Raw genomic sequence first — 14,871 nt, forward strand, 5'->3', positions numbered from 1 at the left:
AGTTTACTGGCAAATGCGTGGGCGTGCCCAAAGCCTTGATGAATCGCGCGATATCAACCGCTCACTTTACGGTCGGTATGCTGGCGCTGTACTTCAGCAAATATCGCGGTGATCGCCCGGTGTGGCAGGCGTTTTTGTAGTGTCCTGACCTGGGCGCTCATTCGCAGCAGTTCTTCGCTGGGTTTCGCCCATTTCTGCTGTGGCAACGGCTCTGACCACTGGCGCATGACTTCGGGCAATACGTGTTGGCCCATGGCCTTGATGCGGCGGATTTCCCATTCGACCAAATGATTGGGCAGCGTCCAGAAGGTCATGACGTGATACAGGTACCAGAAGAACCCCGACACCCGGCCGCGCTCGCCATCACGGATCTGCTGATGCATGCGCGTGCGGGCGTTATGGAATGTGTGCAGGCCTTCGTGGGGCGGATCGTCGGGGCCTTGCAGGTCTTGCTGGTACTGAATCGATTTGAGGTCGTTGACCTCGAACTCCATGTAGCCGCGGATGGCTTCCCAATGGCTGATGGCGATGGGCAGGCCGGTGCAGGGGAATTCGACGCTGGTGAGGATATCGCCATGCTGGAAGCCGATGCCCATGCCGTATTGGCGGCGGGTGCCGTACTGGGTGGCGCTCTGGGCTTCGATGACCCAGGCCGAGAGCGATTCCCACGGGACGAAGAGCGGTTCGGTGGCGTCCTCGGGCATGAAGCAGACCTCACGGCGTTGGCGGTTGAAGCGGGTGGGGATGGTTTCAGCGCGTTTGTTGTGATTGTGGAGCCAGACGCAGAGGCCGATGAAGAGGGTGCCGAAGCCGGCTATTGGCGCGTTTCCATAACCTTCGTGGAATACCCCGATCATTGAGTCCCAAATAGCTTCTCCTCCATAACCAAAAACGACCCCAAGAAATCCCGTAAACAGCGGGAACAGAAGAGTAATCATGAATACGAGGGTAAAGGGACCCCCTAAAATAATTTGCCATGAGAACACTTGCGGCGATCCCAACCCGAAGTCCATGTACACCTCATTTAACTCCCCAATATGCGGGCCACGAGGTGGCAGTAGTGTCGGCAGCGGCAACGGCGCGAGATAGGTGATCTTCCCGCTGGGAAAAGGCTCGACATCGCCTGCCTTGCGAGGTTGCTCGAGGTGCGGTGCCGGCACGGGATCAAGGCTTTTGGGCATGGTCGACCAGCTCCAGCAAATGGGTTTCAACCAGTAACACGGTGGATCATCTCCTTGCGTTCGCTTCATGCGCGATGTGTGGTGCTGCTGTCCATTCGCTGCACTTCAGCAAATATCGCGGTGATCGCCCGGTGTGGCAGACGTTTTTGTAGTGTCCTGACCTGGGCGCTCATTCGCAGCAGTTCTTCGCTGGGTTTCGCCCATTTCTGCTGTGGCAGCGGCTCTGACCACTCGCGCATGACTTCGGGCAACACGTGTTGGCCCATGGCCTTGATGCGGCGGATTTCCCATTCGACCAAATGATTGGGCAGCGTCCAGAAGGTCATGACGTGATACAGGTACCAGAAGAACCCCGACACCCGACCGCGCTCGCCATCACGGATCTGCTGATGCATGCGCGCGCGGGCGTTATGGAATGTGTGCAGGCCTTCGTGGGGCGGATCGTCGGGGCCTTGCAGGTCTTGCTGGTACTGAATCGATTTGAGGTCGTTGACTTCGAACTCCATGTAGCCGCGGATGGCTTCCCAATGGCTGATGGCGATGGGTAGGCCGGTGCAAGGGAATTCGACGCTGGTGAGGACTTCGCCATGCTGGAAGCCGATGCCCATGCCGTATTGGCGGCGGATGCCGTACTGGGTGGCGCTCTGGGCTTCGATGACCCAGGCCGAGAGCGACTCCCACGGGACGAAGAGCGGTTCGGTGGCGTCCTCGGGCATGAAACAGACTTCACGGCGTTGGCGGTTGAAGCGGGTGGGGATGATTTCAGCGCGTTTGTTGTGATTGTGGAGCCAGACGCAGAGGCCGATGAAGAGGCTGATAAAGGCTGTTAGTAGCCCGAGTTTTGACGCTTCAAAAAAAACATCGGTCGTAAACTCCCAAGAGTAATCCCACTCGTACCCCAAAACGAGAGCGAAAAAAAAGCAGAACAATGGGAAAAGGGCACTAAACATAAAGGCTAAGGTTAACGGCCCGCCCAATGTCACCTGCCACATAAAGACTTGAGGCGATCCCAACCCGAAGTCCATGTAAACCTGGTTCAACTCTCCAATATGGGGGCTACGAGGTTGCAGCTGAGTGGGCAGCGGCAACGGCGCGAGATAGGTGATCTTCCCGCTGGGAAAAGGCTCGATATCTCCGGCTTTGCGAGGTTGCTCGAGGTGCGTTGTCGGCACGGGATCAAGGCTTTTGGGCATGGTTGACCAGCTCCAGCAAATGGGTTTCAACCAGTAACAGGGGCGGGGGCTCGGTGACGGATTTGGGCGGTAAAGAAGGGTAATGACCTTCGCCTCGAGGGTTGAGATGAATGAAGTGCGTGCGAGAGATCCACTCGCCTTTGCCGTTGAGCTTTTGCACGCACACGCCCAACTCGAGTGTCTCGACCGCGGGGGTCAGCGGCGCCTCACGATTAAGCGGATATTGCAGGCACAGGATCAGCGGATTTGTTTGCACGATCTGCAGGCTGTCCGCCACTTCATTGCTGATCTCATCCTTGCGTTCCCGCGCGACCCCGCGGCTGTCGAGCGGGCGAAACAACCGATGGGCGCCGATGCCCAGGCGGTGGGACGCTTTACCGCTTAACGGTGGCTGGAAGTCACTGAGTTGTACGCCCGGCAACTCCAGATGAATATCACTGGGCTTGGCGCGCAAAAACAGGTTCTTCAGCAGTGAGTCATGCTTTTCGGGGCCGAGTAGTGCAAAGGGTGCATGAATCAGGTCGCCAAGGTAACGCTGGTACTCATCCAGGGTGTAGTTACCGCGTTCATCACTGTCCAGGCTCCAGGGTGTGGTTCTCAGCCACTTGTCGTGGGTGCTGATGTTGTAGCGGTTGTACAGCCAGGTGCCACCCAGCTCCAGTACGGTGAACAATGCACCGGCCAGATTGACCCGGAAAAATACGGTAGACAGCCGTGTGCCGGCGGCAGCCCACGCGGCTGTTCTTGCTGCGGAACTTCTAGCGATCAGTAATGTGTAACCCGCTTGCAAAGTTTGACCAAAGCCATAGGCATTGACGCTTGTCATGCCGGCTGCGCCAATTGTGGCAAGAGCAGCACTCCCCTGGGCCGCGTGATTTCCGCTTCGCGTCGCGCTCTGCCAGTTCTGTAGCTGAGTATTAAGACTGGCCGATGAAGCTATGATCCCAAACCCGTAGGTAGCAAAACCAAGTCCCAAATGCATTTTCCCCATCTGCACATGCACGTTCTCTAACGCGTGATGTTGAGCTGATCGGACCAGCCTATCGCTCTGCGTTTTCAAAGCGGTATCTGCCAGGCTTTGTGCTGCGGAAAATCCTGCGGCACCTGTTGCCGCTGCTGCATTCAACAACGGTCCAATAGTTCTTTCGTTTCGTGATTGCTTGACTGTCTCTTTCAAAACCCCCACCAAATTCACCGCCTGCGCCAAAAACACCAACAACCCAACCCCTTCACTCTTGATCAAATCTGCCCTCGGCACACTCTGAACCCCCAGCCGAATGTTCTTCAGCAAACTCCTCACCTCCTGCTGTTGCGCCGCAGCGAACACCACCGTCACTCCCGCCCGGGCGGGGGCGGCGCCGTACAGGCGCACCGATGCATCCGGCAATTCGGCAATCGGGCTCAGCGCGCCCGCGAGCCTGCCTTCAAGTTGAGTCAACCCGGCACGCACCCGAACGATCTCGGTCTGCAACTCCATCGCACGTGCAGTCTTGTGGCCCGCGAGATTTTTATTGTGGGTAAGCCGGTTGCGCTCATTGTTGAGTAACTTGAGGTCGGCACGTTCGCGGAGCAGGTCCTTGATGTCGGTTTGCAGCGCCTTGTGTTCGGCCGGGGTGGCGACGGTGAAGGTCACTCCGGTGCTTTTCGCCGCATCGAGGATGCGTGCCGGCAATGCCTTGGGCAGATGGCGGAACAGTTCGTCAAGGTCGGGGATTTTCCCTTGCGCCAGGTCGAAGCCTTCCAGTGCGCGGCTCAGCCCCAGATTCAACGCCGGGCTGTAACTGTGTTGCACCGCGTCGGCGAGGGCTCGGGTATGTTCGGGTAAATCATCGAGGGCCGGCAGGTGCGGATGCTCGATGTTGCGCAGGGTTTCCAGCCAATCGGGAAGGTTGTTGAACAGGCCGGCTCCGGCATTCGACAGCAGGCTGTATTGCACCAGCAGGTCAGGTCTGACCCGTAGCGGCAAGGTATAGAACGGCGACCGCGTCATCTGCGGGTGTTCTTCCAGAAACCCCAGCATTTTTTCACTGGCGTGGTCGCTGCGGCAGATGTCTTTGATGCAGGCGTATTCGGCCGCGAAGGCCTCGGCCAGTTGCTGCGGGTGGTGCGCATCGTAATACCAGGCCGAGCGATGGAAACGCCCGGCACATACAAGGTCCGTGCGGTCGGCGGTGATGCGTTCGAGCAAGCGGTTCCAGCGCTTGAGGTCGGCGCGGTGTTGAAACAGCGTCTCGTCCATGGCCGGGCGATCAATGAAATCGTTGATCCCGCGTTTGCCGGAAAGACGGGAGCCTTCAAGCACGTCCTCAATACGGTTGTTTTGCTCCCTGCCGAGTTTGATCAGCGTTGCGAGATGCCGCTCAACGAAGTCGAGAGGTGCCATCGCAAAGTGTTGGCGGGTGTAGTAGGTGCGGTCGGCGTCTTCAATGGCGCGCCGGTGCGCATTGAGGTCTGGCGCTGCGCCCTGAAGCATAAGCATCTTCTTTGCTTCAGCCGCCGCCGCGCTGCGCAATTGCTCGAGTTCGGGCGGGACGGGAACACCGTCCACCTCGACCTTGCCGCCCTTGTTCAGGTAGTTAAGCAAGGCTTCGCGCGTGCGTCCCTGAGTGGGCTCAGGCAACTGTTGCAGATCGCCCAGCAGGGCGTTGACCGCCGGGTCATCGCTGGCCTTGTTCAGGTTGCCGACATCTGCCGGACTGAGCTGGCTCAGGGACTCGATATAGCAGGCCAGTAGATAATCACGCTCGTTGTTGTAGGTATTGCTCCAGTGGTCGAGCCAACCGGCCACTGTATCTTGATAGTTGGCGAGGTCACGCAGCACCCCGAGATCGTCCTCAATCACGAGAAACAGCGTGTCGTCCTGATAAGCCGGGCGCACCCGCCCGAGAAACTCACCGATATGCGCGTCGCGAAAGCGTCGAGGCTGCTCCCACAGATAAGGTTCGCGTTCGTGCTCGGGGGCGCTGTAGACCTCAACTTCGGGCATTAGAACCGCGTCTGCTGGCGAAGCTTTTTTCAGCATGGCGCGATTTTCTTCAGCCTGTGCCTGCTTGGCCGGCACGGTCGCGATCTCTGCCATCCATGTCCTCGCCTGTGTGACCGTCAACAGGTGCTCGCCACCGGTTTCGCAATTCACCGGGCCGAGATCGATGGCCTGCATGAAGTACTCGCGCTCCTTGGGGTTGTCGGTCACTTGCGCGCATTTGGCCGCGGCCCACTGGACTTCGGCAAAGCACACATGCAACAGGCTGCGCCGGGAAAACACCAGTGCCGGGCGCTCTTCGATCGCTGTGCGCTGGTCACTGTCGACCTTGGCGCCTTTGTGCAGCAAGGCGCTGATCGATCCATCGAGAACCCGGTACTCATGCAAGTGGCCGGTCACGCTATCGATCACATATAACCAGCCATCGCGCAGCCTGCGGATGCCCAGTTGTCGGGTCTGCAGAGCGTAGGGCAGTTTCAGCGAGGCGCCGGGGGCGACGATTTTTTCCACCAGGCCGTAGCGCAAAGGCAGAAGCTGCACGTGGGTTTTGCGCAAGGGGCAGGCGCCCAGCGAGCCAATCGGCGTTTTGGAGGCCGCAGCCGCGGCGAGGTTGGCGAGTGATGTCATGATTGGCCCCGTTGAATGGCCCACTGATGAGCAAGCTCTGCAGCCAGCGCAACGCGCTCATCGGGCGGTTGCAGTGATGACGTCTGCAGCAATTGATGAATGTGCGAATGCTGTTCGGGCGTCGCGCCCTCCATTGAGGCCATGACGTTGGCGTAGAAGAACAGTTCGGACTTGCTGCTCAAATCCAGCGCACGGGCCTGCTCCCGTAGCTGTTCGAGCCGTGGCCAGCGCTGGGCCAGGGTTTTACCGTCATGGTGGGCCGGGAAGTAGCTGAGCAGATGGGCGTCGAGTTCGATCAGCGCGCGGCGGTGATCCGCCTGGTCCAGTGCTGAATTTTGCTCAGCACTCAGGCGATAGGGCGTCGGCAGGTCGAGGCGCTCAGGCAGACGAGGCTGGTGTCGATGCCAATTCGCAGCAACGCAATCAGCCGTCAGGACACAGGACAGCGGGCCAAACAGTCGTTGATCGTCGCTGCCAAACAGCACGTTCGCCACGGCAGCATCGGCCAGTCGCAGCATGACTGGCAGGTCCTCCGTGATTTCAACGGCCAGCAGTTTTCGCAAATGCTGTGCCACGGCATGGGCAGGCTCAGGGCTGAACAGCAGCACCCCCCATTCCTCTTGGGCATGCTCGCAATAGAACTGAAAAATGGCCGCCTCAGGGTGTTCAATCGTCACCAACAGCGGTGAGATGTCCCGTAGCTCGGTGAAGGGCGTGCCGTCGAACAGGGCGATAGAGCTGACGCCGGGGTCATGCTGTTTCAAGCGCTCCAACAGGTTTGTCTGGGTCGCGCCGTCCAGCAATACAAAAGCGAGTTGCTCATTCCACGGCAGGTCTGTGGGCAGTAAAGGCGAGAAGTTCATGCTGGGCTCGCCTCGCAAATCAGGCAGCGTGATGTGCTGTTTGAAAGCAGATTGATGCGTTGCTGAAGCGGATCTACCGTCAGCTTCAACAACGGCAACGCGCCCGCTACCAACGGTTCTGCGGGCTGCCCAACCGCAGGCGCGCCCCCCTGGACAATCGGCACGCTGCTGCATAGGCCCTCAGGCCCCAGCGTCAGCCAATGCCCGCCCGCCTTGATCGTTACATGGGTGCCGCCATCGATGACCACTTGCTGGCCAGCGCCGAGGTGAATTTGCTCGCTGGCACTGAGCCGTTGGCTGGCGACCCGAATATGGCGGTCGCCCTGCACCCAAAGATGGTCGTCCCGCTTGAGTTCGGTGAGGCGATTGCCGTGGGTCAGATGATGCTCATCACTGCGCAGGTCAAGACTGCAAACGCCGCCGACGACCATGGTGTGCGAGTTGTCGACCTGCACCCGTTGGTCATTGAGCACCCACTGAGCCAAGTCACGCTGGGCGCGAATGGCGATTTCTTCAACGCCCTTTCTGTCCTCGATGCGCAGTTCGTTATAGCCGCTACCGCCGGGGCTGCTCTGGCTACGCCAAATGCTGCGCGTGCGTTCGGCCGGCAGATCCAGCGGTAGCGGCGTCGTCGCATTGGGCAGGCAACCTGTCACAAACGGCTTGTCCGGATCGCCTTCGGTGAACCCGACCAGTACTTCCATGCCAACGCGCGGAATCTGCACGCTGCCGTATCGGTCATGGGCCCAGCCAGTGGCGACGCGCAACCAGCAACTGGATTGCTCGTTGAGCTGGCCTTCGCGATCCCACAGCAGTTGGACTTTTACTCGTCCATAGGCGTCGCAGTAGATTTCTTCGCCGGCCGGCCCGGTCACCACGGCGTGCTGGTGGCCGGTCATTCGTGGTTTTGGGTGTTGCAGTGCGGGACGGAAAATCACTTCCCAAGGCGTCGCGACGAAGGTATTGCGATAGCCCTGACTGAAGCCATCGTCCGTAGTCGGGGCGGCTGATGCTTCCTCAAGCACTTGCGGTTGTCGGCCGACGTGTTCAACACGGGTCAGCAGCCACAAGCCATTGCAGTCGGCGCGTGGGTGTTCACTCACATCGACGAAACTGCCGCTGCGCATCAGGCTTTGATAACTGCGCCCCTGACTCTGACGGTAATCGGCGCGGTGCCGCTCAAGCGCGCGCCGACTCAAATGCTTACCCTGATCACGATGAGTGAACTGCCCCGGAAAACGGTAATCCTCAAGCGCCGGCAACCGTTGCTCTTTGACTTCCGCGTCCAGTTGCACCGTGGGTTTTTCGAAGTGATAGTCGCGGCGACTGACGTGGCTGGTACGAGTTTCCAGGCGCACGTTGAAGCGGTCGATCACCGACTTGTCGGCCACCATGCCCCTGCCTTGCGCATAAGCGGTTGGCGCGTCAGGTCTGGGGAAGACGGTCTGGTCGTCGCCAAACACCAGCAGATGCCCATCGCTGCTGTGCTGGAAATGAAAGTGCAGGCCTTCTTCCTCGCACAAGCGCTGGATGAAGTGCAGATCTGTCTCGTCGAACTGCACACAGTACAGGCGTGGCGGGTAATCGGCACCGAGTTGAAAACGCCAGGCATCGGGCTGCAGACCATGGTCGCTCAAGAGGGTGGCGATGATTTGCGGAACGCTTTGCTGTTGAAAGATCCGCTGATTGTGGCGGTGGGCGAGGTAAGCCAGATACGGCACCAGAACAATCTGGTAGTGCGTCAGGCGAGCACCGGAGTCACCTTGGGCGATTCGATAAATCTGACCATGCAGGCCATCGCCGTTGGCACAGAATGAGAGAAACGCTGGACGGTGCAGCAAGGACTCGAGATCAAGGTCGCGATGCTCGCTGACCAGTTCGAGTTCGACCCTGTAGGTTTGGTTGAGCGCCTCAATGGCGCAGAACTCGTATACCTGAAAGTCGTGGGGAACGTCCTTGATATCGAGTCTGAAAACGACGGATTGGTCGGCGGTAAGCATCCACATTTCCCTGTGTCTGTGTAAGGCACAGGACTGTGGGGGAAGATGGGCACATCGGTGAAGTCAGATAAATCGGCGTTTGACGTAGGGCCTTTCCGGTTGGGCTGAGCGGCTTGCTGTCAGGCTATAAATCCTACAGAAATCACTTCGGATAAAGCGGCGGCAAGCCGCTGTCACCCACCGGATCCTGCACTCGCTCCGCCGCCGGAATCGTGCGGATCGCCCGCCACAAATCCTCACCCTGCCAGTGCTGACCGGTCTCGCTGTACAGCGCACCGTTGAGGCCGTCGAGCGCATCCGACAACGGCACAAACCGCGCTGCCATGTCCGCTAGCGTTTCCGGCTGCTGCCGCGCCCACGCATCCAGCGCCTGTCGCGTCGCTTGCGGATCGTTCGCCTGGCTCGCCCGTTTGATGTCGTCCATCAAGGTGCGCGGGCTCGGGCCGGTTTGTGCGGCGCGGTGCACCGCCGGTTGCCAGCGCGCACGCCACCACAGACCGAAGCCCAGCAGGGTGGTGCAGGCGAGGATCAGCGTGCTGAGTTTCCACCACCACAGGGTGTCGCTGTCGACGCTGGCCGATTGCAGGGTGCCGGCCGGGGTGTCGACCTGCAGGCTTGGGTTGTTCGCCACTTGTAGAGTGCGCGCCGGCAGGCTGGTGTGTTCCAGGTGATCCTCGAAGGTGTTCCACCAGATCACGTCCACGGTCGGCAGTTCGATGGCGCCGCTGCGGCTGGGCACCAGCGCTTCGCGTTCTTCACGGCTGCCGATCAGGCCGCGCTCGCCGCTCTGGTTGCTCAGCACCGGTTGATCCGGGTAGCGACGCAGGCCGTTGGCGTCGGTGGCGGGCAGGGCCGGCAACTGTGAACTGGCCAGGCCTTCGGCTTTCAGGGTCAGGCTGCGGGTCAGGGAGTCACCGACCTGAATGTGCTCCGGCTCCGGGTTCCAGCTTTCGCTCAGGCTCAGGCTGCGTGCGGGCAGCCATGGCGCATCGGCCGGATAGGTCAGCGGTTTCGGTTTGACCGTCAGCGCAATCTCGGCGGAATTGACGCGCAGCAGCTTGCCCGGTTTCGGTCCTTGCGCGGTGGCGTCCTGACTGGGCTGGGTGTCGACCAGCGTGGCGCTGAACGTCTGCGGGGCGATGAGCAGCAAGCCGCTGTGCTGCGGGTAGATCGCGTAGCGCATCTCGATCACGCCATGGCGCACGCCGTCGATGTCTTTTTCGTAGGTGCGTGTGTCGCCCAGTTGCTCGATCCGTGCATCGGCGATCTGCAGCGGGGTCAGGCTGCTGTCGTCGTACAGCGACACCGAGTGGTAAATACGCAACGTCAGGATCGCCTGCGCCTGCACATACACGCTGGACTGGTCGAGACTGGCCTCGATGAACACCGGAGCCGGATTGCTTTTTTCTTCGCGGGTGTCGCTCTCGACCACTTGCACGGTGATCGGCTGGCTCTGCACATCACCCAGTTGCAGCGGCGGAATGACCACGCTGCCGTTCTCTTTCGGCAGTAGGGTGATGATCCAACGGGTGGTGGCGCGGTTGTCGCCGCTGAGGGTGTTCAACTGGTTGACCTGGCGCGTACCGCGCACCTCGAACAACGGCTCCAGCGGCGTCAGGTCAGGTTTGCCGAACTGCGTGACATCACTGGTTTCGAGGGTGAGTTCGACCGTCTCGCCGGAGTTCAGGCGACTGCGATCCACGCTGGCCGTCAACTCGGCCGCCTGGGCTGTGGCCGTGCAGATCAGCAGGGGCAGCAAGAGAGCGGTGAAACGGGTCATCGAGTTTTTTCCTGATCCTGATGTTGTTGCTGTTCGTACCAGAATTTGCGTCGTAGCAGTTCGCCCGGGTCGTCGGGGATTTTGCCCAGCCATTGTTCCAGGGCCTGACGTTGCTCACCTTCGAGGTTGTCCTCGCTTGGACGCAGCGTCGGCACGGTGTTCGTTTCTTCCGCTTCATCAATGCCCGGCACTTCGTTGGGGCCTGGCTGCGGCGGCGTGGTCGGCGGCGGTTCACTGGTCGATTCGCCGGGTTGCGCCTCGCTCGGGGTCTCGCTTTTGACTGCCGCTGGCGGCGCGGTCGCCGGCGGTGGCTCATCGCCGGGCAGGTTCGGCTGGGCCGGTGGCGTCTGCGGTTCTGCCGGCGGCGGAGTCTGCTTCTGCTTGAGCAGGTTTTCCACCAGCGCCTTGTTGGTCAGTGCCGGGCGCAAATCCGGTTGCAGTTCCAGCGCTTGCTCATAGGCGTCGATGGCTGCTTCCAGCTCGCCGCTTTTCGCCAGGGCGTTGCCACGATTGTAGTGGGCGCGGGCATCGCTGCCTTCGGCGAAACGCTGAGCGGCGCCACTGTAATCGCCGGCCTCATACAACGCCAGTCCTTGCCACTGGTGATCTTCAAAGTGCTCGGCGGCGTCGGCCGGGCGCTTCTGCTTGAGCAGGTGCAGGCCCTGTTGGTCGGGACGCAGCCACAGGTCTTCGAAGTCGAAAGCGTAGCTTGGCTGCGGCAGGCACAACAGCAGTGGCAGGCAGAACAGCCAGCCACGTCGCCCGGCGCAGGCAGCCAGCAGCAACAGCGGCAACAACAGCCAGTAGCCCTGATCGGCCCAGGTGTCGAGGCGCACGGTCTGGCCATCGTTGCGCAGGCTGCGGGGGCCGTCGAGCAGGCCGAGGGCGTGCAAGTCGGTCTCGTCCAGCCGCGCGCTGTGGTATTCGCCGCCGACGCTGGCGAGAAAAGCGCCGAGGCTCGGGCTGTCGAGTTGCGGCACGCGGATCGCGCCTTGTTCGTCCTTGAGGAAGCTGCCGTCCTCCTGGGCAATCGGTGCGCCTTCGGCGGTGCCGATGCCGAGCATCAGCAGTTGCGCCGATTGTTTACCGAGGGCGCGGCGAATGCCTTGGCGTTCTTCTTCTGTCAGCGAGGAGCCGATCAGCAGAATCCGCCCCTGACCGAGCGCGCCTTGCTTGAGCAATGCCAGTGCCTTGCTCACGCCAAGGTCGGCGCGGTGGCCGCTTTCCGGCATCAACGACGGCTTGAGCGCGTCGAGCAGATTGCGACTGGTCGCCAGGTCATCCGACAGCGGCACCAGCGTATGCGCGCTGCCGGCGTAGACGACGATCGCCGTTTGCGCATCGCTGCGGGCCTGCAACAGGTCGAACAGCTTGCGCCGGGCCTGTTCCAGACGCGTGGGCGGTGAGTCGGTGGCGAGCATTTCCGGGGTCAGTTCAAGCACCACCACCAGCGGATCGGCAGGCTTCTGGCTGTTCTGTTCGACCCGCTCCCAACTGGGCCCGAGCAGCGCGACAAGGGTCAGCAGCCAAGCCACCCCGAGGGCAACCCACGGCAGTTTGCTGTCGCGTCCGCTGCCACCGCTGAGCAGGGTGGCGTGGAACGCCGGCGGCAGAATCATCTGCCAGCGCCCGGCGCGCTTCTGCCGGTGCCAGAGTTGCCAGAGCAGCCAGCCCAGCAGCGGAAACAACAGCAGCCACCAGGGGCGGAACCAGTGCGGCCAGAGCGCGATCATCGGCGCCTCCGCAGACGCAGGCGTTTGAGGCGCGCGCGCCAGTCAGGCAACGGACTTTGCAGATACAGCTCCTTGGTGAACAGGCGTTGCAGCGGGTTGTCCGGCCACAATTCACGGGCGACCAGCAACAGGCTCAGCAGCAAGGCAAACGCCAATGGCCACTGATACAAGGCTTGTGCCGGGCGCGCCTGCGTCGGCTGCTGGGTTACCGGTTCGAGTTGATCGAGGGTCTCCTTGATCGCTTGCAGCTCCTTGCCGTCGCGGGCTCGGAAGTACTGACCGCCGGTGGCGGCGGCGATGGCCTTGAGTGCCGGTTCGTCGAGGTCCAGGCTCGGGTTGACCCCGAGCAGGCCGGTGCTGCCACTGTCTTGCGGGTCGGCCCCGATGCCGATCGGGTAGATTTTCACCCCCTCGCTGGCGGCCAGTTTTGCCGCGGTCAGCGGATCGATTTCGCCGCCGTTGTTGGCCCCGTCGGTCACCAGAATCAGTACCCGGCTTTGTGCCGGACGCATGCGCAGGCGCTTCAGCGCCAGGCCGATCGCATCGCCGATGGCGGTGTTCTTGCCGGCAATACCGATGCGCGCCTCATCGAGCCAGACGCGCACGGTGTGGCGGTCGAAAGTCAGCGGTGCCTGCAGGTACGCCTGACTGCCGAACAGGATCAGACCGACCCGGTCGCCGTCACGGCTTTCGAGAAAGTCGCCGAGCAAATGCTGGACCAGCGACAAGCGGCTGACGTCTTCGTCCTGCCACTGCATGTCGGGAAAATCCATCGAGCCGGACACATCCACCGCCACCAGCAGATCACGACCGCTGGCGGCAATCGGCAACGGTTCGCCGAGCCATTGCGGACGCGCGGCGGCGCTCAGCAGCAATAGCCACAGCAGCAGGAACGGCGCTTGTTGGCGCCACGCCGGCAGGTTGGCGCGGGCACGTCGACGCGCCAGGCCTTCGAGGTCGGACAAAAAACTCACGCGCAGCGCCGGCTCGCCGCTGTCGGCCACCGGCAGCACCAGGCGCATCAGCCACGGCAGCGGCAGCAGCACGAAGATCCACGGCCAGGCGAACTCAAACATGCTTGCGAATCCAGGTGTCGACGGCTTGCGTCAGGCCGGCGATGGCTTTGTCGTCGAGTTTGCATTCGGGTTTGTAGGCGCCTTCGACCAGCACCATCCAGCGTGTCAGGCCGGCGGCCGGGCAACGGTTGTCGAGAAACGCCAGCCATTTGCGGCCATTGAGGGTGTGGCTCTGGCTGTAGGGGTAATGGTTGCGGCACAGGCGCTTGAGCAAGCCGTTGAGTTGCTGCAGCCACGCCCCGGCCGGCGCGCCGTCGTAGGGTTTGGGCATTTGTGCCAGTTCGGCCAGTGCGGCGATGCGCACCGGGTCCAGTGGTTGCTCGGCGCGTACGATCGGGCGTTTCCTGGTCGGTATGAACCGGCGCAGGCGCCACGCCGCGAAACCCAGCAGCGGCAACAATAAAAGCAGCAACCACCAACCTGGCGCCGGCGGCCAGAAGTCGATCGGGGGCGGGGAGATCAGGGGTTGCAGTTGCTCGAGGCCGTTCATCGACTGCTCCCCGGGCGCTGCGGATTGAGGAATTCACGCATCTGCTCGACCATTTCACTTTGCGTGCTCAACGGCATCAGCAGCACCCGCAGTTTCTGCGCGAGCAATTCCCAGCGCGCGATGCGGGCTTCGGCCTGAGCGCGATAAGTCTGGCGCAGGTCGAAATTGAGCGTGTCGAGTTCCAGTTGCGCGCCTCTTTCCGCGAACCTCAAAAGCCCGGCGGCGGGCAGGGCGTGGTCCAGCGGATCGGACAGCGGCAGCATCAGCAGGTCGCAATGGCGCGACAGCAGGCTCAGTTGCTGTTCGGCGCTGTCAGACAGCGCACGCTCATCGCAGATCACGATCACCAGGCTGCCCGGGCGCAACACCTCGCGGGCCCGGCGCAGCGCCACGCCGAGGGCGTCGCGGTCCGGCTCGCGTTCGCTGTGCAGCGACTGATTGACCTTCACCAGGCGATTGAGCAACTGCAACAGGCTCTGCTTGCTGCGGCGCGGTTTGATTTCGTAATGCTCGTTGTCACCGAACACCAGCCCGCCGACCCGGTCGTTGTGGCCCAGCGCGGCCCAGCCGATCAGTGCCGCCGCTTGCGCCGCGAGCACCGACTTGAACATCAGCCCGGAACCGAAAAACAGCCGGGTACTCTGCTCGACCATGATGAAGATCGGCCGCTCGCGCTCTTCATGGAACAGCTTGGTGTGCGGCTCCTGGGTGCGCGCCGTCACGCGCCAGTCGATGGTGCGCACGTCGTCGCCGGCCTGATAGACCCGCACTTGATCGAAGTCGACCCCGCGACCGCGGAATTTCGAGTGATGCAGGCCGATCAGCGGGCTGCGCTGGCTCGGCGTGGAAAACAGCTGCACTTCGCGCACACGGTGACGCATCTCGATCAGGTCGGTGAGGCTGATGCGGATGCCCGGTTCGGACGGCAGGGGGGCGCTCATGGGG

Annotated in this window: 10 protein-coding genes; all 10 read right to left on the reverse strand. The window is 61.7% G+C overall.

Going from position 1 to position 14,871, the window contains the following annotated elements; genetic code table 11:
- Positions 1–53: 53 nt before the first annotated feature.
- The 10 genes from AC0J41_RS10530 to AC0J41_RS10575 all read right to left on the reverse strand — a co-directional run bounded on the left by AC0J41_RS10530 (position 54) and on the right by AC0J41_RS10575 (position 14,867).
- The gene (locus AC0J41_RS10530) at positions 54–1,181 is read right to left on the reverse strand and encodes a hypothetical protein (protein WP_473015473.1); all 1,128 of its coding nucleotides are present in this window, start codon (positions 1,179–1,181) and stop codon (positions 54–56) included.
- 65 nt (positions 1,182–1,246) lie between these two features.
- Positions 1,247–2,374, reverse strand: a complete 1,128-nt coding sequence (locus AC0J41_RS10535) for a hypothetical protein (protein WP_473015474.1) — start codon at positions 2,372–2,374, stop codon at positions 1,247–1,249.
- On the reverse strand, positions 2,358–5,984 hold the full coding sequence (locus AC0J41_RS10540) for a toxin VasX (RefSeq protein ID WP_473015475.1): 3,627 nt from the start codon (positions 5,982–5,984) through the stop codon (positions 2,358–2,360). Before AC0J41_RS10540 ends, AC0J41_RS10535 begins: the two co-directional genes overlap by 17 nt.
- Entirely contained in the window at positions 5,981–6,787 is an 807-nt protein-coding gene (locus tag AC0J41_RS10545; protein ID WP_473015476.1) for a DUF4123 domain-containing protein, read from the reverse strand. Before AC0J41_RS10545 ends, AC0J41_RS10540 begins: the two co-directional genes overlap by 4 nt.
- Positions 6,788–6,843: 56 nt before the next feature.
- The gene (locus AC0J41_RS10550) at positions 6,844–8,847 is read right to left on the reverse strand and encodes a type VI secretion system Vgr family protein (protein WP_473015478.1); all 2,004 of its coding nucleotides are present in this window, start codon (positions 8,845–8,847) and stop codon (positions 6,844–6,846) included.
- A 142-nt stretch (positions 8,848–8,989) separates the two neighbouring features.
- Positions 8,990–10,627, reverse strand: coding sequence for a BatD family protein (locus tag AC0J41_RS10555; RefSeq protein WP_473015480.1), 1,638 nt, complete (start codon positions 10,625–10,627; stop codon positions 8,990–8,992).
- Positions 10,624–12,360: a tetratricopeptide repeat protein gene (locus tag AC0J41_RS10560; RefSeq protein WP_473015481.1), complete on the reverse strand. Its 1,737-nt coding sequence runs from the start codon at positions 12,358–12,360 to the stop codon at positions 10,624–10,626. Before AC0J41_RS10560 ends, AC0J41_RS10555 begins: the two co-directional genes overlap by 4 nt.
- Positions 12,357–13,436 carry a vWA domain-containing protein gene (locus AC0J41_RS10565; RefSeq protein WP_025113321.1) on the reverse strand — a complete coding sequence of 360 codons (1,080 nt, stop codon included), beginning with the start codon at positions 13,434–13,436 and terminating at the stop codon, positions 12,357–12,359. The genes AC0J41_RS10560 and AC0J41_RS10565 overlap by 4 nt, the downstream gene beginning before the upstream one ends.
- Positions 13,429–13,926 (reverse strand): DUF4381 domain-containing protein, encoded by a 498-nt coding sequence (locus tag AC0J41_RS10570; protein ID WP_473015482.1) that lies wholly within the window; start codon positions 13,924–13,926, stop codon positions 13,429–13,431. The genes AC0J41_RS10565 and AC0J41_RS10570 overlap by 8 nt, the downstream gene beginning before the upstream one ends.
- Complete coding sequence (locus tag AC0J41_RS10575) at positions 13,923–14,867, reverse strand: DUF58 domain-containing protein (protein ID WP_473015483.1); 945 nt, start codon at positions 14,865–14,867, stop codon at positions 13,923–13,925. The genes AC0J41_RS10570 and AC0J41_RS10575 overlap by 4 nt, the downstream gene beginning before the upstream one ends.
- Positions 14,868–14,871 lie beyond the last annotated feature (4 nt).

It is taken from the genome of Pseudomonas sp. Arb-4-2C (assembly GCF_055755015.1).

Coding starts and splice junctions, on each gene's coding strand:
- AC0J41_RS10530 (WP_473015473.1), bottom strand. CDS start 1,181: ATGCCCAAAAGCCTTGATCCCGTGCCGGCACCGCACCTCGAGCAACCT.
- AC0J41_RS10535 (WP_473015474.1), bottom strand. CDS start 2,374: ATGCCCAAAAGCCTTGATCCCGTGCCGACAACGCACCTCGAGCAACCT.
- AC0J41_RS10540 (WP_473015475.1), bottom strand. CDS start 5,984: ATGACATCACTCGCCAACCTCGCCGCGGCTGCGGCCTCCAAAACGCCG.
- AC0J41_RS10550 (WP_473015478.1), bottom strand. CDS start 8,847: ATGCTTACCGCCGACCAATCCGTCGTTTTCAGACTCGATATCAAGGAC.
- AC0J41_RS10555 (WP_473015480.1), bottom strand. CDS start 10,627: ATGACCCGTTTCACCGCTCTCTTGCTGCCCCTGCTGATCTGCACGGCC.
- AC0J41_RS10560 (WP_473015481.1), bottom strand. CDS start 12,360: ATGATCGCGCTCTGGCCGCACTGGTTCCGCCCCTGGTGGCTGCTGTTG.
- AC0J41_RS10565 (WP_025113321.1), bottom strand. CDS start 13,436: ATGTTTGAGTTCGCCTGGCCGTGGATCTTCGTGCTGCTGCCGCTGCCG.
- AC0J41_RS10570 (WP_473015482.1), bottom strand. CDS start 13,926: ATGAACGGCCTCGAGCAACTGCAACCCCTGATCTCCCCGCCCCCGATC.
- AC0J41_RS10575 (WP_473015483.1), bottom strand. CDS start 14,867: ATGAGCGCCCCCCTGCCGTCCGAACCGGGCATCCGCATCAGCCTCACC.